The organism is Amycolatopsis dendrobii (assembly GCF_014145675.1).
Taxonomy (GTDB): Bacteria; Actinomycetota; Actinomycetes; order Mycobacteriales; family Pseudonocardiaceae; genus Amycolatopsis; species Amycolatopsis dendrobii.
Genome location: NZ_JACGZW010000010.1, coordinates 382,695 through 401,225 on the forward strand (window position 1 = coordinate 382,695; position 18,531 = coordinate 401,225).

At 69.7% G+C, this 18,531-nt stretch carries 15 protein-coding genes; 7 read left to right on the forward strand and 8 right to left on the reverse strand.

All coding sequences use genetic code 11. The annotated features are described in order from the left end of the window. Positions 1–550: 550 nt before the first annotated feature. Positions 551–2,170 carry an alpha/beta hydrolase gene (locus H4281_RS30090; protein WP_182894262.1) on the reverse strand — a complete coding sequence of 540 codons (1,620 nt, stop codon included), beginning with the start codon at positions 2,168–2,170 and terminating at the stop codon, positions 551–553. 1,206 nt (positions 2,171–3,376) lie between these two features. Next, complete coding sequence (locus tag H4281_RS30095) at positions 3,377–4,597, reverse strand: MFS transporter (RefSeq protein WP_182894263.1); 1,221 nt, start codon at positions 4,595–4,597, stop codon at positions 3,377–3,379. A gap of 165 nt (positions 4,598–4,762) precedes the next feature. Between H4281_RS30095 and H4281_RS30100 the strand changes: the two genes are divergently transcribed. After that, entirely contained in the window at positions 4,763–5,206 is a 444-nt protein-coding gene (locus H4281_RS30100) for a MarR family winged helix-turn-helix transcriptional regulator (protein ID WP_182894264.1), read from the forward strand. Between the two features lie 178 nt (positions 5,207–5,384). Here the strand turns inward: H4281_RS30100 and H4281_RS30105 are convergent, their stop codons facing one another. Both H4281_RS30105 and H4281_RS30110 read right to left on the reverse strand, forming a co-directional pair. Continuing rightward, entirely contained in the window at positions 5,385–6,020 is a 636-nt protein-coding gene (locus H4281_RS30105; RefSeq protein ID WP_182894265.1) for a TetR/AcrR family transcriptional regulator, read from the reverse strand. Between the two features lie 4 nt (positions 6,021–6,024). Further along, on the reverse strand, positions 6,025–6,594 hold the full coding sequence (locus H4281_RS30110; protein WP_182894266.1) for a D-alanyl-D-alanine carboxypeptidase family protein: 570 nt from the start codon (positions 6,592–6,594) through the stop codon (positions 6,025–6,027). A 269-nt stretch (positions 6,595–6,863) separates the two neighbouring features. Here H4281_RS30110 and H4281_RS30115 point away from each other — a divergent pair, with 269 nt between their 5' ends. Next, entirely contained in the window at positions 6,864–7,673 is an 810-nt protein-coding gene (locus tag H4281_RS30115; RefSeq protein ID WP_182894267.1) for a hypothetical protein, read from the forward strand. 209 nt (positions 7,674–7,882) lie between these two features. Here H4281_RS30115 and nicT read toward each other — a convergent pair whose 3' ends face one another. Next, entirely contained in the window at positions 7,883–9,028 is a 1,146-nt protein-coding gene (gene nicT, locus H4281_RS30120) for a Nickel transporter NicT (RefSeq protein ID WP_182894268.1), read from the reverse strand. Positions 9,029–9,472: 444 nt separating this feature from the next. Here nicT and mdo point away from each other — a divergent pair, with 444 nt between their 5' ends. From mdo to H4281_RS30145, 5 genes are all read left to right on the forward strand, one after another. Further along, positions 9,473–10,765 carry an NDMA-dependent methanol dehydrogenase gene (gene mdo / locus H4281_RS30125; protein ID WP_182894269.1) on the forward strand — a complete coding sequence of 431 codons (1,293 nt, stop codon included), beginning with the start codon at positions 9,473–9,475 and terminating at the stop codon, positions 10,763–10,765. Positions 10,766–10,828: 63 nt separating this feature from the next. Then, entirely contained in the window at positions 10,829–12,010 is a 1,182-nt protein-coding gene (locus H4281_RS30130) for an AAA family ATPase (RefSeq protein ID WP_182894270.1), read from the forward strand. Positions 12,011–12,020: 10 nt separating this feature from the next. Continuing rightward, positions 12,021–13,532 (forward strand): VWA domain-containing protein, encoded by a 1,512-nt coding sequence (locus H4281_RS30135; RefSeq protein ID WP_182894271.1) that lies wholly within the window; start codon positions 12,021–12,023, stop codon positions 13,530–13,532. Beyond that, entirely contained in the window at positions 13,529–14,449 is a 921-nt protein-coding gene (mftM, locus tag H4281_RS30140) for a mycofactocin oligosaccharide methyltransferase MftM (protein WP_182894272.1), read from the forward strand. Before H4281_RS30135 ends, mftM begins: the two co-directional genes overlap by 4 nt. A 40-nt stretch (positions 14,450–14,489) precedes the next feature. Then, positions 14,490–15,131, forward strand: a complete 642-nt coding sequence (locus H4281_RS30145; protein ID WP_182894273.1) for a GPR1/FUN34/YaaH family transporter — start codon at positions 14,490–14,492, stop codon at positions 15,129–15,131. A 53-nt stretch (positions 15,132–15,184) separates the two neighbouring features. Here H4281_RS30145 and H4281_RS30150 read toward each other — a convergent pair whose 3' ends face one another. Genes H4281_RS30150 through H4281_RS30160 form a run of 3 tightly spaced genes read right to left on the reverse strand, consistent with a single transcriptional unit; the run spans position 15,185 to position 18,487 of the window. Next, complete coding sequence (locus H4281_RS30150; RefSeq protein WP_182894274.1) at positions 15,185–15,841, reverse strand: MadR family response regulator transcription factor; 657 nt, start codon at positions 15,839–15,841, stop codon at positions 15,185–15,187. Beyond that, positions 15,831–17,213, reverse strand: a complete 1,383-nt coding sequence (locus H4281_RS30155; protein WP_182894275.1) for a MadS family sensor histidine kinase — start codon at positions 17,211–17,213, stop codon at positions 15,831–15,833. The genes H4281_RS30150 and H4281_RS30155 overlap by 11 nt, the downstream gene beginning before the upstream one ends. Continuing rightward, entirely contained in the window at positions 17,210–18,487 is a 1,278-nt protein-coding gene (locus H4281_RS30160; protein WP_237600646.1) for an iron-containing alcohol dehydrogenase, read from the reverse strand. Before H4281_RS30160 ends, H4281_RS30155 begins: the two co-directional genes overlap by 4 nt. Between the last annotated feature and the right edge of the window lie 44 nt (positions 18,488–18,531).

Below are 18,531 nucleotides of genomic sequence, written 5' to 3' on the forward strand. Positions count from 1 at the left end.
GGTCATGACGATCTCAGCGCGCATGGAACTCAACCGGAGGGTTCTTGGTTCGAGTCCAAGCGGGGGAGCCAAAGCCCAGGTCTGAGACCTGGGCTTTTTTACTGCCCGGAAACAGGGCCGGCCGAGTGCGGATCGCGACGACTCCCGGTGCTCCGACTGCGCGATCCGTTGCGGTCGAGCCGCTCAGTGCGCACGGCAGGCGAACGGTCTCTGCGGCCGGCCTGGGCGGGAGTCCTGCTGTGCCGCTCTAGCGAACCGCGCGCCGTCATCTGCGGGACATGCCCGAGCGGGCTCATCGGCGCTGGATCGGCACTGATGTGATCAGTCCAGATAGGACACACCGCCTGGCTTTCTTCGGCTGTGCGAACGAAGATCAGCAGCACACGAGCCGCTGCCCTTTGCCGCGGCGACCGGTGCCTCGTCCGCTATTGCCCGGCGCGATCGAGAGAAGCCCGTCGCGGCTTGGCGGGACAACGCGCCGGCCGGGCAGCGGGTCCCGCTGCCCGGCCGACAATGCCGATTTCTCAAGGCCGGAGAGGCCCTTGTGGTGTCAGGCTCCCGGGGGAACCGGCAATGGCATGCCGGGGAGGTTCTGGTCGTTCGGCACGACACCGTCGACCAGGTAGGCCTCCACGACGTTGTCTACGCCCGCGTTGCCGCCGGCGTAGATGCCGTGGTCGCCTTCTCCGGTGATCGTCAGCATCCGCGAGTTGTCGAATGCCTTGTGCGCGCGGCGCGCGCCCTCGATCGGGGTCGCCGGGTCGTGTTCCGACTCGACGATCAGCACTGGCGGAACGCCCTTGCCGTTGAGCACCGGCAGCGGGGCCGGGGGGTTCGTCCAGAACAGGCACGGCTGGATGAACCAGCCGGCGCCGAGCAGCGGCAGTTGCCGGTCGATGAGTTTCTGCGACTGCTTGACGGCGCTCTGGGGCGAGCCGGTCCAGGGGCCCTCGTTGCACGGGATCGTCCAGAACGAGGCGTCGTAGGAGTCGCCGTCGGCCGGCACCATCAGCGGCTGCGGGCCGGATGTCGCGGTGCTCTTGTCGGCGGCCTTGACCCGCTGCGCGGCCGCCGCTTTGGCTGGGGCGGAAGTCGTGCTCTGGGTCAGCGCGCGGACGTTGACCAGGTAGTCGGCCAGTCCGGGAAAGGCGCGCTTCGAGTAGATCTGCGCCGCGATGAACGAGTCGAGGCCGTTGGCCGATACGTGCGAGCCGTCCGGCAGGGTGACCGCGTTCTGGGTGAGGGCGTACCGGACCTGCTCGTAGGTCTGGCGGGCCGCCTCGCCGGTGGTGCCGAAGTGGTAGAGCTTGTCGTAGTTCGCCATCCACGGCAGGAAGTCCTGCCGCCAGCGGCGCTCGAAGCCGAGCGGCTGCGCGTCGAACGACTTCTGCCAGGTCGTGGTGAACTCCGTCGCGGAGTCGAGGACGAACCGGCCGGTGTGCGCGGGGAAGGCCTGGGCGTAGTGCGCGCCCATCCAGGTGCCCGCCGAGTAGCCGACCCAGTTGATCTTGTCGCGGCCGAGGAGCACGCGCAGCAGGTCGATGTCCTTGACCGTCTGGTCGGTGTTGATCAGCGGGCCCAGTTCGCCGGACTTCTGCTGGCAGGACAGCGCCGCGTATTTCGTCGCCTGGAGGATCAGGTTCAGGTTCTGCTTGCTGCGGTCGCGCGGGTCGAGGTCCGAGCCGGTGCCGATGGCGCCGCCGCAGGTGATGTTGGTGCTCTTGCCGGTGCCGCGCGGGTCGAATCCGACGATCTCCTGATGCTCTCGCAGCTTGGCCTGGTTGCGCAGCCGCGCCGGGAAGTTGCGCCCGGGAGCGCCCGGCCCGCCCGGGTTGGTGACGACGCTGGCTGTCGCGTTCTTGGTCGCCTTCAGCCGGCTGACCGCGATGGTCAGGTCGATCTGGGCGTTCGGCTGGTACCAGTTGCGCGGCGTCCGGTAGGTCGCGCACTCCATGTCTTTGGCGCCCTCGGGCGGGGGAGTCGGCAGCTCGGAGGGGACCGCGCACGGGTGCCAGTCCAGCTTTTGGCTCGCGTACCGCGCGGGGACGGCGGCCGGGTTCGGCGGCTGCTTGCCGGCGGCAGCCTCCTGGCCCGCGATGGCGGGCGTGAACCCGGCCAGCAAAGTCCCGGCGATCGCCGGGATCACCACCGCGTAGCGGAGTCGTCTCATACGGTTGCCCCTTTTGGGTATTTCGCCAGTGAACGGGCTATTCCTATAGCGCGGGTCAGGACTGGACAACCGCCGTTGGTCGGTGGCGCGGAGCGCCGCGATCGAATTGGTACCGGACAGTCCCGGCGATGCTGCCGCGGTCCGGAGAACAGCGGAACCGCGGTTTCTCCGTCTTGGCGTGCGGCATCCGTGGTCGTGCGGCATGCCAAGACGGGCAGGCATTGACCGACCGCGGCGAACCGGCTGCAGTCCGCGGAGGCGGCCGGTCGCGCTGTTTCCGCCGGGTCAGTCCGCGGTCCAGCTGTCGGGGACCGGTGTGCGGCGAAGTTCCCCCGACGCCGCCGATTCAGGTCGCCGGTTCCGCTTCGCCGCGGGCAGTGCGAAGCCGGCTAGCGGCATGCACTCGGCTCGCCGCTAGCCTGTTTGGTCCGCGACGACCACGGTCGCTGACGCTGCTCTCAGTTCCGGTTGCTCGCGGAATGCCGAAGAAGTTACGGGCTGGCACAGCGACAGCCGGAAGCCGCGGCCTGGTGCACATACAGGTTCTCCGACCTCGGCCCAGGAGCGGTCACCGTGGTGCGGACTTCGCTGGAGGTGTTGTTGACCCGCTGAACTGCGCGCGGGCGTGCAGCGAGCCGCCCTCGCGCACGGGGGCGGACGAACTGGTGCTCATCTCGGTGTTCCTTTCGGTGGTCAGCTGGTTCGCGCGGAAAAATTCTGTGCGCCAGTGCGGTGGGAAATGAGGATTCCGGCGGAACCTGGTACGGGAAGTAGGTCGCTCCGCGCGATTGCACCCGTTTCACGCGAACGATGACCGAAACGTGAAAACCAGCCGAATTATGCGATTTGTGGTGACGTGCGACCGTGATTCCGGAATCGCTCCGAGCGAGGGTCAGGCGTCGGCAGGCCATTTCGGAGTGCGTCGTCGAGCGGATTGAGGACAGTCTGTCTCGCTGCGGGAAGTACGGCCCCGGTCAGGGGGAGCGTGGCCCTGCGGCGTGGTCTGCTGGGGCAGAAAAGATCAGCTGTGGAATAAGGCTGGCAAGACTCAGGGGGGGCGGCGTGGAGATTTCCGGCGGTCTGTCGGTTGCCGGCTACGTTCCTCGTGTCTGGTTTTCTCGAGGTGGCACCCGTGCCATTTCCGGTCGCCTCTTCGGCTCCGCTGCCATCGCGCCCCGGCATCGGCGGATAAATTGACGGCTGCGTTCACGCGGTGTCCGCCGCCCGGCGTTTCCTGCCGGTGTGGGTGCGGTCGGTGGTCCAGGCGAGCGCGGCGAAGGCGGGGAAGGCCGCCGCGGTGAGGGTGACCGCATGCCAGTCGCCCCAGTGGTAGGCGAGGGTGCCGAGTTGGGAGCCGATGGCGCCGCCGATGAAGAAAGTGGCGAGGTAGACGCTGGTGATTCGAGCGCGGGCGGCTGCGTCGAGTTGGTAGATGATGTGCTGTCCGAAGATCAGGGAGCACTGCACGGCGCAGTCCAGGAGGACTGCGGCGGCGGCGAGAGCGACGATCTGGTGAGCAGTCAGGCCGGCCCAGGCGAGAGCGGCTGAGGCGAGCAGGCAGGCCACGGGAGTGAGCCCGTGGGCGAGCCCTCGGTCGGCGAGGCGGCCCGCGAGAGGTGCGACGAGCGCGCCGGCGGCGCCGACGAAAGCGAACAGGCCGATCTGGAGTTGGGAGTAGTTGTACGGTGCCGCGGCCAGGACATAAGAGATGGTCGTCCAGAACGCGCTGAAGGCGGCGAACATGCAGGCGTGGTAGAAGGACCGGCGACGCAGCCGAGGATGCACGGCAACCAGGCTGGTGGTGGAACGCAGCAGCGCGCCGTACGAATGGGTGCTGGTGGGCGCCCGGCGGGGCAGCGCACGGCGCAGGATCAGGGACAGGACCGCCATCAGCGCGGCGGAGACCAGGTACACGGCGCGCCAGCCAGCGACATCCGCGAGCAGGCTGCCGACGGTGCGGGAGAGCAGGATCCCCGCGAGCAGTCCGCTCATGACCTTGCCCACCACGGCACCGCGCAGGTGATCGGGGGCGAGGTCGGCGGCGTAGGGGACCAGGATCTGTGCGACGACGGAGGCGGCGCCCGCGACGAGCGCGGCGGCGAGCAGGACGGTGAATGCGGGGGCGAGTCCGCCGGCGGCCATGGCCAGGGCCGTGACAGCGAGCAGGACGGAGACCAGTCGGGAGTTCTCGATGCGGTCGCCGAGGGGGACCAGGAACACCATGCCGGCGGCGTAGCCGAGCTGGGTCAAGGTGATCAGCAGGCCGGCGGTCGAGTCCTGCAGTTGGAAGGTCCGGCGCAGCGTCTCCAGGAGCGGCTGGGCGTAATAGAGGTTGGCCACGGTCAGCCCGCAGGAAACGGCCAGCAGGACGACCAGCCGGCCGGGCAGTGCTCGCTGTTGCGTATTCGGCTGGGCGGTTGCGGACATGGTCTGTCTCCGGACGAGGACGCGGGCAGGGTCGGAAGCCGAGTCGGCTCCCCGGGCCGGCCGGTGCAGGGCGTGACCGCCCGGTCGAGTGGCCGACTTGGATGGAATCAAAGTTCTATATTGAATCTGAGTTCAATGTAGAACGCGGCGGGTACGCTGTCAACCATGAAGAACCCGGGCGACCCGCTGCCGCAGGGGATCGAGATCGGTGCGCTGTCCAGGATCGTCCGGCACCATTTCGCCGACCGGATCGAGCAGGTCATCCACCCTCTGGGGCTCACCCTCGGGCAGTGGACGGTGCTGCGGGAGCTGAAGCGGGCACCCGGTGCCTCCGCTTCGGAACTCGCGCGCGCCGCGGTCCACACGCCGCAGGCGGTCAGCCGCCTCGTCCGGACCCTGCAAGAGGAGGGATTGGTGGAGCGCTCCCCGGCCCGGGGCCGGGTGGTGGACAACCATCTCACGGCCAAGGGGCACCAGCTGGTGGACGAGACCTTCGTCCGGATCGAGGCCCGGCTGGCTCCGGCGCTGGAGAAGTTCGGCCGGGCCGACGCCGAGGAGTTCCGCCGGCTGTCTCGTCTTCTCGTCAAAGCCCTGGAAGACTCGGCCTGAACCAGAGGCGCCAGGAGCAGGCGGGGACCGACGGCGGAGCAGCGTCGCAGTCCTGATCTTGCCCTTGGGGCCAGCGAAGACGGCGACGTTTTCCCGCGGCGGGCTGGCTTTGGCCGCTGGATCCGCGGTCGCGAGACCAAGCTGTCAGCAGAATGTGCGGAGAGCTGCGGTGGTCGCGCTACCGCACTTTCCTGGTTGTTCTGCGGAGTTTGCCGCGGAGCGCGCGGAGTGCGATCGGTCCGAGGTCGTCGACCACCTCGATGAGCACGGCCAGCCGCTCGAGCGCGTCCAATGCTGCTTGGCTGCCTCCTGGATCGACGCCTTCGTACAGTTCCAGTCCGATGAACCCGGCGCTTACCGCCCGTGCGAGGCCCGCGGTGTCGATCGCCTCGGACACCGGCGAGCTGGCCAGCAGCCTGGTCAGGGCGTGCTCGATCGGGGTGATCCACAGTTGCAGGGCCGTCGCGGTGGTTTCGGCGAGTTCGGGGTCGGCTTGGGCGCCGGCGAGCATCTGGGCGAGCACCGTGACGTTGCCCTGGGCACGTTCGTCGGCATGCAGGGCGCGGCCGAGCGCGAGAAGCTGCCGCAGGTCGGCGACCTGGTCGAGGCGTTCGGCGAACGGTGCGACCCGGGCCTGGGTCGCGGTGAGGCACGCGGCCTGCAGCAGGTCGTGGACGGTGCCGAAGTGGTAGAAGACCAGCGCCTGGTTGACCCCGGCGGTGGCGGCGATGCTCCGTGCCGTGGTGCCGCCCAGGCCGTGGGTGCGGATCGTCTCGATCGCGCCGTCGATCAGGCGTTGTCGCGTGTCGGCCACAGCATCACCGTAGAGGCCGCGGCAGCCTGTGGTTGAGAGCACCCGGATGAGGAAGCCGTTCCGGCCGGCCGTCGGGCCAGTGCTCGAAATGCCACCACTCGTTGTCGTACACCCGATACAGGTGATAGCGCGCGCCGTGCCGCTCCAGCCAGCGCGCGCCTTCGAAAGGTCGTACGTCCAGGGCGGTCCCCGCGACGTGCCGGGACTCGTGCGGCGGCAGCGCCCGCCGCCGGGCCGCCGCCGTCGACCCGCTCCGGCGGACTTCCGCGGCGAACAAGCGTTCCTGCTCCCCGGCATCCCGGTGTCCCGAGGTGAGCCCGATGAGTTCGCCGTCTCGCCATAACGCCTGCGTGCGCGCTGCGATGAACGCGGCACGGGTCGCCGGTGTCAGGCCGGCGAGGTCCTCGGCGGGAAAACGCACCGCCAGGGCCCATTGGCAGGCCGTGCGCCGAGCCCGGCGCGGCGTGAGCACGAACGCCACCGGCAGCAGCGCTGCCGCCAGCACCCGGGTAATCGCCGCGTACCAACGATCACGGCGGTGTGCCCAACCGGGATCGGGACGGACGCTGGTCATTGCTACCCCCGCTCCGGTCGTGCACACGACCGCCAGCCCGCTTTGAGCAGTTGCTCAAATCAGAGCATAGACAAGATTTGAGCAACTGCTCAAGAGGCCAGGTTGTCGGCTTGAACGCTCGACGGCCGAAGCCGAGGTGTAACAGGGCGCCGGCGGCAAGCGGTGCAGACCTCGACGAGCCGCGTGCACAGCTCGGGTTGTGGCGCGCGCGGGTTAACGATTGGGTCACTGGCCGGGGGCGGGGTCGGCGCGGCGGTGATGCTGTTCGGATGCTGCTGGAGATCGCTACCAACGTCATCGCGAACGTCGTTTTCTGGCTCGGCTTAGGTCTCGCGGTCGCAGCGATGGCCCGTGTCGCGCAGCGGCGCTTCCGGGGCTTCTTCGGCTTGCGGACGAATCAGCAATTGATCGTCTGCCTGTCGAACCTGTGGACCGCCGCGGAAAGCTCCCGTCCCCGCGGCTATTCGATTTCCTTGCATGAACTGCGCGCATCCGAGGCGATTACGCGCCTGTTCGGCTCGGCGTCGTTCCGGCTGCCGGATCTGGTCCGCGGTCTGGTCGACGCGATTTACCTGGGACGTCACCGGTACGACTTCCGCACTGAGGTGAGCCCCTCGTCGAGCGACGACCCCAGGCACTTCTCCGGTCTCAGCGGCAACCTCATCGTCGTCGGCGCCGCTGCCCGCAACAGCATCCGGAGGCTGTATCTGCAGGAGAATCTGGTAAGCCTCAGAATTTCCAGCGAACACTCGGACGCAGGCGACGAGCAGTTGTCGCAGGAAGCGAAGTACGTTGAGGTGCTCAACGGAGCGGACCTCGGCCAGCTGGTCACGTCGGATTCCCTGGACCTCGCGGTCGTCGAGAAAGTGCACGACACCGCGCGCGGCACGACCGTGGTGTTTTGCCTGGGACGTCGAGGAGACACGACGTGGGCGGCGACTGAATACCTTGCCCGCAACTGGCGATCCCTTCAACGGGAATTCGGCGACAGGCCGTTCGCGCTGTGCCTGGGCTTCCGCGACCCCGGCTACCAGTACGACTACCACCCGCCCCGGCGCCTGCTGACCTTGCGAGGCTGACCGCGACGGACCTCCGGCACGAGCGCTTGCCGCCGCGCTTGCTCGGACGCCGTCGACGACGTGAACTTGGAGGCAGGTGGCGATCGACTGTTCCGTTGTCCACAGTGCACGTTCGTCGAAGGTTCGAGGCTCGTCTGAGTCCACGGGGCGATTGAGGAACAAGCGGGCCTCAAGCGGGGAGCAAAGCCCAGATCAGCGGAGGGTCGGTCTCACCGCCGGTTTCGGCAAGCGATGGCCTCGGCCCGCGACGCCTGCTCGGCGGGAACCGATCCGCGGCCGGTCTCGGGGGCTGGCTGCCATTTGTCCTCGAGACGGCCGAGTTTCCACACCCCGATCGCGCACAGCCAGCCGCCAGCGAACAGTCCGGCGATGCCGAACCCCAGCCGGTTGACGTCGAGTCCGGTCACCCAGTCCCACAGCCCGCCGGTGAAGCCCAGTTTGCCGGCGAGGACGGAGAGAAGCTCGACCGTGCCGATGAGCAAGGCCGCGGCCACGGACAGGCCGGTCAGCGTGAGGTTGTAGTAGACCTTCCGCAGCGGCTGGGACAGCGCCCACCCGTATGCGAGGTTCATGAACGACCCGTCGATCGTGTCGAGCAGTGACATGCCCGCGGCGAACAGGACCGGCAGGCACATGACCGCGTACCAGGGGAGGCCCGCCCCGACGCTGGTGCCGGCCAGCACGAGCAGGGCGATCTCGCTGACGGTGTCGAAGCCGAGCCCGAACAGCACGCCGATCGGGTAGATCTGCCAGGGCCGGGAAACCGCGCGCATCGTCCGGCGGAGGATCCGGTTGAGGAAGCCGCGATTTTCGAGGTGGGTGTCCAGCGCGTGCTCGTCGTGCTCGCCGCGGCGCATCCGGCGGAAGACCCGCACGATGCCGGTCAGCACGACCAGGTTGACGATGCCGAGCAGCCACAGGAACCCGCCTGAGACAAGGGTTCCGACCAGCCCGCCGTACTGCCGCAGCGGGGAATCGCCGTCGGTCAGCTCGATTCCCAGGGCCCGGACCCCGGAGGCGATCAGCAGGGTCAGGACGACCACCACCGTGGAATGCCCGAGCGAGAACCAGAACCCCACCGACAGCGGACGCTTGCCCTCGGCGATCAGCTTGCGGGTGGTGTTGTCGATCGCGGCGATGTGGTCGGCGTCGAACGCGTGCCGCAGCCCGAGCACGTAGGCGGTCACGCCGGTGCCGACGCCGAACACGCCCGCGCCGAGCCGGTAATGGCCGGGGACCACGACCAGCAGAAGCACCCCCCAGCCCACGAGGTGCAGCAGGGCGATGAAAGCGGCCATCCCGCCGACGTGTGTCCACTCGCGACGCGACAGCCGCGGACGCTGGGCCGAGCTCATCGATGACCACCTCGATCAGGGGACTGGCAACGGCGACGACTGCGCGGTGCCGGACCGCGGCAGTTCGATCCGACCGTAGGTCCGCGCAGCGCGGCCGTTCGCCGTGCGACCGGTCGCGCCTTGCCTGTCCGGGTGGGCAGGTGCGGTCGCCGGGTGCCTGCGGTATCCGCTGGGGGCGAGCCCGGGGACGGCGGATCAGGCCGCCGCCGCCCGGATTTCGCGCGGGAGGGCCGCGCGACCTGACCGATCGGACAGGGTTGTCCCGTCCGATCGTGCGGAGCCGGGGCGCCGGTCGGTCGGGATCGGCCCGCGCCGGGTTCCCGGAACCGGCTGCGGTGCCTAGCTTTCCGGTTGTCCGTGCTCCGCCGGCCGCTTCCGCCGCCGGTCCCGGAGCAGCCGCCGCAGCACGCACGTCTCGGGCGTGCGGAGAGGACCAGGGCCATCATGCAGGTCGACGAGCTGTTGAAACCGTTCCCCATCAAGGAGTTCCACCCGTTCCCGCGGGCGCTGCTCGGCCCCGGCTCGCACGAGCTGATCGGGCCGGAAGCCCTCAAGATGGGTTTCAAGAAGGTGCTGGTCATGACTTCCGGCCTGCGCGGGACGGACATCGTGCACAAGATCGTGGAGTCGATGAAGTACCACGGTCTCGAGGTCGTCGTGTACGACCAGGTGGAGTCCAATCCCAAGGACTACAACGTCATGGACGCCGTGACGCTGTACCAGGAGAACAAGTGCGATTCGTTCGTCTCGATCGGCGGCGGCTCCTCGCACGACGCCTGCAAGGGCGCGCGCATCTCGGTGGCGCACGACGGCCGCAACGTCAACGAGTTCGAGGGCTTCAACAAGTCGGAGAACCCGAAGAACCCGCCGCACATCGCGGTTTCCACCACCGCGGGCACCGGCTCCGAGACATCGTGGGCGTACGTCATCACCGACACCACGACCGACCCGGAGAACCCGCACAAGTACGTGGCGTTCGACGACGCGTCGGTGACCACGCTGGCGATCGACGATCCGGTGCTCTACTACGACTGCCCGATCGACTACACCGCGCAGTGCGGGTTCGACGTGCTGGCGCACGCTTCGGAGCCGTACGTGTCCCGGCTGAATTTCGAGCCGTCGCTGGGCAACGCGCTGCACGCGATCAAACTGACCGGGCAGAACCTGCGCGCCGCGGTGTGGAACGGCCAGGACCTGGCCGGGCGCGAGGGCATGATGTACGCCCAGTACATCGCCGCCCAAGCGTTCAACTCCGGCGGGCTGGGCATCATCCACTCGATCTCGCATGCGGTGAGCGCGTTCTACGACACCCACCACGGCCTCAACAACGCGATCGCGCTGCCTCGCGTGTGGGCGTTCAACATGCCGGCGGCGTACAAGCGGTTCGCGGACATCGCCGAGGCGCTCGGCGTCGACACCTACGGCAAGACCGATGTGCAGGCTGCGGACGCGGCGCTGGCCGCGGCCGTCCGGCTGCTGCGCGACGTCGGCATTCCGGAGAAGTTCACCGATGTCACCGCTGATTCCTACTCGAAGAACCGGCTCGGCCAGGGCCCGACCAAGTACTACGAGCGAGCGAAGACGATCAAGGGCGACGACGCGGACGCAGACCGCATCACCAACCACGTCCTCGGCGACGCCTGCACGCCGGGCAACGCCAAGGAGTGCACGTTCGACACGGTCCGACCGGTGGTCGACCACTGCCTCAACGGCGACCTCGACGACCTGCTCGGCTGATCCCGCGCGGCGGGGCCGGGGAGGCCCCGCCGCGCTTCCCGGCACCGACCTACCGGAGGCGACGTGTCCACCGCATTCCCCGACCCCGCTCCGTTCGGCTCGATCGACGAGGTCGTCGACCGCTTCGCCGGCGCCGGCTACATCGCCGGCCGCCGTCTCGCGACCACGGTCTACCTCATGTGCACCCTGGACAAACCGGTGCTGCTGGAGGGGCCGGCCGGGGTCGGCAAGACCGAGCTGGCCAAGACGCTGGCGGAGGTCACCGGCCGCCGGTTGCTGCGCCTGCAGTGCTACGAGGGCCAGGACGAGACGAAGGCCTTGTACGAGTGGGACTACGGCAAGCAACTGCTCTACATCCAGATGCTGCGCGAAAAAATCGGCGACGTGATCGCCGACGCGCCGGACCTGGCCAGCGCGGTCGAACGCATCGACGCCCAGGACAGCGTGTTCTTCTCCGACCACTTCCTCGCTCCGCGCCCGCTGCTGGACGCTGTACGCGGGGAAGAGCCCGCGGTGCTGCTGATCGACGAAGTGGACCGGGCGGACGAAGCGCTTGAAGCGGTGCTGCTGGAATGCCTTGCGGAGTACCAGGTTTCGGTGCCGGAGATCGGCACGTACACCGCGAAAGTCCCGCCGCTCGTAGTGCTCACGTCGAACAACACGCGCGACCTTTCCGCCGCGTTGAAGCGGCGCTGCCTGCACCTGTTCCTCGACTACCCGGATGCCGGACGCGAACTGGAGATCCTGCGGTCGAAGAAAACCGGACTCTCCGACGCGGCCGCGCACACGCTTGTCGACGTGGTGCGGAAGCTGCGGGAGTTGCGGCTGCGCAAGAGCCCGAGCATCTCCGAGACCGTCGACTGGGCGCGCACCCTCGCGGTCCTCGGCGTCGAGGAGCTGTCGCCGGAGATCCTCGCGGAGACCGCGAACGTGGTGCTGAAGTACGAACGCGACCTCGGCCGGGCGCTGCGGGTGCTGCCGGATCTCATCGACCCGAACCGCGAACTGCCCGCCGAACTCCCGCACAGCCACGGCCACGGCCACGGGCATGGACACGGCCATGACCACGACGGCCATGCGCACCACGAGGACGACGGCGGGCGGGCGGCGCGGCAGGCCAAGGATCTGCCCGGCAGGCACGACGAGAACTACTACGGTGCGCCGGGCTCGGGGCCCGCGCAGCGCACCGGCTCCGGGCAAGGCAGTCGGGCGTTCGAAGCGTTCACTCGCCGCCGTCCGGTCTGAGGCGGCGGCGATGGAGACCAGTCTGCACCGGTTCGTGCGCCTGCTGCGCTTGTTCGGCCTGCGCATGTCCGTTTCGGAGGCGACGGACGCGATGCGCGCGGCGGCACAGGACGGCGTGCTCGACGAACGCGGCACGCTGCGGGAAGCGTTGCGCATGACGCTGGTCAAGGACCAGCGCGACGACGAGTTGTTCGAGGAGGCCTTCGACGCCTACTTCTCGTTGCGGGAGATCGAGCGGCTGCGAGAGGAAACGGGGCACGGGCACGGCCACGACGACCTGGCCGACACCGGAGAACTCGAGACCTTCACCGTCTCGCCGGAGCCGTCCGAAACGCCCGAACAGGGGCACAGCCACGGCAAACCGGCCGACATCCGCGACTATTTCGACCAGCAGGACCTGGCTCAGCAGTACAACCTCCACCAGGAAGCCAACAAGATCGACCTGGCCGCGATGACCGACGAGATCGTGTTGTCGAAGGACAGCGCGACCGGCGGGACGGCCGCGCCGAGCGTGCAGCTGGAGACGTCCTCGCTGCACAATGCCGGGGTGCCGGGCCAACTCGCGCCCGCGACGGGACGCAGGCTCGATGTCGAGCTGACCGTGGCGCAGGAGAGCGCGCTCCTCGGCTGGCTGAACGACAATGAGGACCGAGACGAGCAGGTGCCGCCGGCACTGGCCGGCGTACTGGAGAACCTGCCGGAACTGCTGCGGCGGCACCTGGAGAAGCTGGCCGAACTCGCCGAGACCGCGATGGAGACCCGCGTGGCGGAGGCGGCCCGGGCCGAACGGGTCGACGAGCGTGAGCGCGCGCAACTGGAGGAGTCGTTGCGGCGCTTGGCGCACACTCTGCGCGGCGCGTTGACCAGCCGCAAGCGCAACACCTTGCGCGGCCGCGTGCACCCGGCCCGCACGATGCGACGGAACATGCGCTACGACGGCGTGCCGTTCCGCCCGGTGACGGTCACGCGGGCCGAGGACAAGCCGCGGCTGGTCGTACTGGCGGACGTCTCGCTGTCGGTGCGCGCGACCGCGCGGTTCACCCTGCATCTGGTGCACGGCCTGCAGTCGTTGTTCGGGCAGGTGCGCACGTTCGCGTTCGTCGACGAGCCGGTCGAGATCACCGAGCTGTTCCAGGAACATCCGCTGGAGCGCGCGCTCGGCCTGGTCTTCGACGGCCTGCCCGCGGGCGGCCTGCTCGACGTCGACGCGAATTCCGACTACGGGCAGGCGTTCGAGCAGCTGGCGGAGGAGCACGGCGCGGCGCTGAACCGGCGCACGACGCTGCTGATCCTCGGCGACGGCCGCGGCAACGGCAACGATCCGAAGCTCGAAGTGTTCGAGGACATCACCCGCCGGGTGCGCCAGACCCTCTGGCTGACGCCGGAACCCCGCTACTCGTGGCGGCTCGGCGGCTGCGATCTGCCCGCGTACGCGGAGTTCTGCGACGACGTGCAGGTCGTGGCGGACTTGGCCGGGCTGGACCGGGCCGCCTTCCGGCTGGCCGAGGAGGTGCTGGCATGACGAGCACCGCACCGGTCGCCGCACCGCGCTGCCTCGACCCGTTGGCGCCCGCCCCCGCCGGCGCGTACTTCGCCCGCTTGCTCACCGTCGTCCGCGAAACCGGCGTCGGGGACGCGCGCGAACCTTTGGTGCGGAGCCGGCATTTCAGCCTGCACAAGGACGGACGCCGCGTGGAGCTGCGGCACCGGCTGCGCCCGGACCAGCTCGACAACGACCTGGCCGGCCTGCTGGCCGACGAGTTGTTCACGCCCGGCTGGCTTTCCGGGGCCGAGGTCTTCGAGCACGCCTTCACCGGGCTCGTGAAGTCCACTGTGGATGATCCGATGCGAGCGTGGCTGTGCTTCTACGACAACACGCTCGGCCGGATCCGGCACTGCCTGCGCGGGGGAGCGGCCGACCTCCCCCCGCGCTCGGTCATCGCGGGGTTCGCCCCGGTGTACGAGCACGCGCTGCGCCTCACCCCGCCCGGGCGAGTGCTGGATCTGGGGTCCTGCTTCGGGTTCTTCGCGCTCCTGCTGACCGAGCGCGGCCGCAACGAGGTCGTCGCCTCGGATGTGTCCGCCGGCGCTATGCACCTGCTGGACGCGGTCGCGGCGCGTCGGGGACACCCGCTCGAGACATTCGTGTGCGATGCCGCCCGGATGCCGTTGCCGGACTCGTCGGTCGACACCGTGACGCTGCTGCACCTGCTGGAACACCTCGACGCCGACGCGGGGGAGGAAGTGGTGCGCGAGGCGACGCGGCTGGCACGCGGTCCAGTCGTGATCGCGGTGCCGTTCGAGGACGAGCCCGCCGAGGCGTACGGCCATGTCCGGGTGTTCGACCTGCCCGCGCTGCGCCGGCTCGGCGCACGGTCGGGCCGGCGGTTCTCCGTGCACGAACACCACGGCGGATGGCTGGTCCTGCATCCCCGCTGACTGCCGCGCAGGCGGTGCGCGGCGACCGAAGGAGGAAGTGATGACTGCAGCGGAAATCGAAGTTCCCGTCTCGCACGCGGCGCCGGAACCGGACCCGGCGTCCGGCCCGCTCGGCGGCGATCCCGCCCTGATCGGCGTGCCGACCTTCCTCGTCGGGTCGATCGCGCTGGGGCTCGCCCTGGTCGGTTTCGTCCCGGCCGCCGCGGTCGGCGCGCCGCTGGCGATCATCCTCGTCGCCACCGGGATCGGCCAGCTGGTGTCCGCGGTGTGGGCGGCGGCGCTCGGGCAGAGCGCCGTCGCGTGCATTTTCGGCGTCTTCGCCGGATTCTGGCTCAGCTACGCGGTGCTGGTGTTCGGCTTGCTGCACAACTGGTTCGCGGTCCCGGCCGCCGAGGCGGTGCCGACCCAGGAGCTTTTCCTGATCTCGTGGCTGGTCACCATCGTTCTGCTCACGCTCGTCACGCTGCGGTTGCCGTTGGCGTTCACCGCGCTGTTCGTGCTCGTCGATGTCGCGCTCGCCCTGGTTCTGACGGCGACAGCACAGGGCTCCGCGACGCTGCAGACGGCGGGCGGCATCGGGGTGTTCGCGTTCGTCGCGGTCGGCGTCTACCTGTTCTTCCACGTCGCCTCGCTGGCTACCGGAGGAAAGGGGCTCCCGCTGGGCCGCCCGCTGGTCGGCTGAACCCGGTCTGGCCGGTCCGTCGCGTGGGTATCGTCCGCGGCGGACCGGCCGTCTCAGATCACGCCGGCTTTGCTGGCCTCATAGACGGCTTCGGCCCGGCTGCTGGCGTCCAGCTTGCGCATGATGTTGCGGACGTGGAACTTCACCGTCGTCTCCGAGATGTACAGCTTCCCGCCGATGACCCGGTTGCTCAGGCCGTTCGCGAGCAGCCGCAGCACGTTCAGCTCCCGCTCGGTGAACGACGGACGTTCCCGCGCCACCCGCATGGAGCGGACCATCGCCGCCGCGGACCGCGAGTCGAACGCGCTTTCGTTGCGCGCGACCGCGCGGATCGAGCGCAGCAGCTCGGTGGTGTCGACGTCCTTGACCACGTACCCGCGTGCGCCGTGCTGGATCACGTCGACTACCAGGGCGTCGTCGAGGAACGTGGTCAGCACGAGCACGCCCAGGTCCGGGTAGCGCTCGGTGAGCCGGGCGCACAGATCCAGCCCTTCGGTGTCCGCGCCGGTCGACAGCTTGAGGTCCAGCAGGACGATCGACGGCCGGGCGGCCTCGATCACGGCGAGCGCCTCGTCCGCCGACCCCGCCTCGCCGACGACTTGCAGATCGGTTTCGCGTTCCAGCAGGGACCGCAGGCCCTGGCGGACGATGGCGTGGTCGTCCACGAGCACGATGCGGACCGCGGCGGGTGCGGGGCGCTCAGCCGTCATCGGATGCCTCCCATTCGGCCGGCACCGGGAGCGGAATCCGGACCTGCAGGCGGATCCCGCCCATCCGGGACCGGCGGATGGTCAGCTCCCCGGCGAGTTCCTCCGCTCTGGCCAGCATGTTCGCCAGGCCGCGATGGCGGCCGGACAGGTCTGCCGCCTTCGTCAGCCGCAGCGCGCGGCGGATCTGCGCGGGATCGCCGTCGCCGTCGTCCGACACGCTGATCACCACGGCCGAGCCGTCCGGCCGGTACTGCAGGCGCACCAGGGCGCGCCGGGCTTTCCCGTGGGCGGCCGCGTTGAACAGCGCTTCGCCCGCCATCCGCACGATGGACTGTTCCGCCTGCGGCGGCAGCGCCACCGGGCTGCCCGCGACCCGCACCTGGACCGACAGTTCGCCCAGGCCGTGCACAGTGGACAGACGCTCGAGCAGGACCGGCAGCGGGCCGGGCGTTTCGGCGGAAGAGTGGTGCAGCGCGTAGATCGAGGCGCGCAGCCGTTCGATCGCCTGCCTGGTCAGGTCCTTGGCCGGGGCGAGCTGGTCGGCGATCCGCGCGGCCGGGCCGCCCATCGCGGCGAGTTCGGCCCGGCACAGCTCGATGGTCATCCCCGCGCCCAGCACGGACTGCGCCACGCTGTCGTGCAGTTCGCGGGCGATCCGGTGCCGTTCGTCGTCGAGGACCTGCCGCTGCATCACCTCGACGAGGCGTTCCTGGGTCTGCGCCAGTTCGGCGCTGCGTGCGGCGAGGTCGCGGGCCTGGCGTTCGGCGGCCTCGGACAATCGCTCGGTGCGTCCGCGCAACTGCGCGGCCGCGTGGAAGAGGAACGAGTTGTGCAGCGCGACCGCCGCCTGATTGCCCAGTACCCGCAGGATGGCGAGGTCGGTGGAGGCGACCTCCAGCCCGGGTGCGGGTTTCGCGACGATCCCGCCGACCGGTTCGTCGTCCAGCGTCATCGTCGCGCGCACCAAACCGTCGCGATGCGGCCAGGCGTCGAGTTCCCACGGCCGGGTGCGCAGGACGTCGAGGTGTTCGAGGACCTCGCCCGGCACGTCGGCCCGGTCGTCGACGATCCTCCCGCCGACGTTCAGCACGAACCTCGGGCGCGCGGCGCGCAACGCCCCGTCCGCGACCGCCAGCAGCAGCCAGTCCGCCTGCAGGTGCTCGGACGCCGCGCGGAGCACGGCCTCGACGAGCGCGCGCGGCCCTTCCGCGGTGCGCACCAGCGCACGGGAGATGCCGTCGAGCGCCTCGACCGCCCGGGAGACCCGTTCGGTCGAGCGGACGTATTCCGGGTAGAACGACCGTTTGCCGGAGCGCACGCCGGTGAGCACGCCCAGGTCGGCGTCGGTGCGGTCGGGACCCGGTTCGCTCACAGCGCCGCCCGGAACAGCGCCTCGATGTCTTCCGCCCGCGCCTGCCGCGGATTGGTCGCGAGGCACGCGTCCTTCATCGTGGTGCGCGCGAGCGTGGCGACCTTGTCCTCGGTGACGCCGAGCCCGGCCAGGCCGCGCGGCACGCCGACCTGATCGGCGAGTTCGCGGGCGCGGTCGGCGAGCCGGTGCGCGGCCTCCAGCGCGGACAACCCGGCGGTGTCGATGCCCGCGGCCGCGGCGAGCGGGACGAACCGGTGCGGCTCCTCGGCGGCGTTGAACCGGATGACGTGCGGCAGCAGCACCCCGTTGACCACCCCGTGCGGCGCGTCGAGCAGCCCGCCGACCTGGTGGCTCATCGCGTGGGTGGCGCCGAGGATCGCGTTGGTGAAGGCCATCCCGGCCTCGAGCGAGCCTTGCGCCATCGCCATCCGCGCCTCCGCCTCGCGCGGTTTGAGCTGGGTGCGCAGGAGGTTGCGGGTGATCAGGCCGACCGCCTGCAGCGCGTGGTTGTCGGTCAGCGGGTTGTGCGCTTTGGAGACGAACGCCTCGATGCCGTGGGTCAGCGCGTCGAGGCCGGTCGCCGCGTTGAGCAGCTCCGGCATCGTGGTGAGCAGCCGCGGGTCGATCACCGAGATCTCCGGCACCAGCGTCCGGCTGATGATGGTGATCTTGATGTGCTGGCTGGTGTCGGTGACGACGGCGAACTGGGAGACGTCCGCGCCGGTGCCCGAAGTGGACGGGACCATGACGGTGGGCGGGATCGGGTGCACGACCTTGTCGACGCCCTCGTAGCCGAGGATCCGGCCGCCGTTGCCGGACAGGATCGCCACGCCCTTCGCCGCGTCGATGCAGGACCCGCCGCCAAGGCCGACGATCACGTCGCTGCCGCTTTCCAGGTAGCGCTCGAACGCGCGCTGGATCTCGTGGTCCTTGGGGTTCGGGGTGACGTCGTGCCAGATCACCGGGTGCAGCCCGGCCATCCGCAGGTGCCCGACCGCCTCGTCGACCCAGCCCGCCTCGATCAGCCCGGGGTCGGTGACCAGGAACGGCCGGCGCGCCCCGACCCGCAGCGTGCAATGCCCGAGTTCGGCCAGCGAACCCGGGCCGAAGACGATTTCGGGCGCGTGGAACTTCGCCACCCGGGCCGGTTCGGGCGGCGTGTGCGCACCGACGACCTGCGGGCCGGTCAGCTCCGCCGGGGCCTCGGCGGAGTACCGGCGCCGGCCCGTCCCGTGTTCCATGGTGATCGCACGGCCTTCCGCCAGTCGGAGCACCGGGACCTCCCGTGCTGGTGAGGAACCTTCATGCCGGATCGAGG

What these genes read in the sequence shown, in the direction of transcription:
- H4281_RS30090 (WP_182894262.1), bottom strand. Translation starts at nt 2,170, where the DNA reads ATGAGACGACTCCGCTACGCGGTGGTGATCCCGGCGATCGCCGGGACT.
- H4281_RS30095 (WP_182894263.1), bottom strand. Translation starts at nt 4,597, where the DNA reads ATGTCCGCAACCGCCCAGCCGAATACGCAACAGCGAGCACTGCCCGGC.
- H4281_RS30100 (WP_182894264.1), top strand. Translation starts at nt 4,763, where the DNA reads ATGAAGAACCCGGGCGACCCGCTGCCGCAGGGGATCGAGATCGGTGCG.
- H4281_RS30110 (WP_182894266.1), bottom strand. Translation starts at nt 6,594, where the DNA reads ATGACCAGCGTCCGTCCCGATCCCGGTTGGGCACACCGCCGTGATCGT.
- H4281_RS30115 (WP_182894267.1), top strand. Translation starts at nt 6,864, where the DNA reads ATGCTGCTGGAGATCGCTACCAACGTCATCGCGAACGTCGTTTTCTGG.
- nicT (WP_182894268.1), bottom strand. Translation starts at nt 9,028, where the DNA reads ATGAGCTCGGCCCAGCGTCCGCGGCTGTCGCGTCGCGAGTGGACACAC.
- mdo (WP_182894269.1), top strand. Translation starts at nt 9,473, where the DNA reads ATGCAGGTCGACGAGCTGTTGAAACCGTTCCCCATCAAGGAGTTCCAC.
- H4281_RS30135 (WP_182894271.1), top strand. Translation starts at nt 12,021, where the DNA reads ATGGAGACCAGTCTGCACCGGTTCGTGCGCCTGCTGCGCTTGTTCGGC.
- mftM (WP_182894272.1), top strand. Translation starts at nt 13,529, where the DNA reads ATGACGAGCACCGCACCGGTCGCCGCACCGCGCTGCCTCGACCCGTTG.
- H4281_RS30145 (WP_182894273.1), top strand. Translation starts at nt 14,490, where the DNA reads ATGACTGCAGCGGAAATCGAAGTTCCCGTCTCGCACGCGGCGCCGGAA.
- H4281_RS30150 (WP_182894274.1), bottom strand. Translation starts at nt 15,841, where the DNA reads ATGACGGCTGAGCGCCCCGCACCCGCCGCGGTCCGCATCGTGCTCGTG.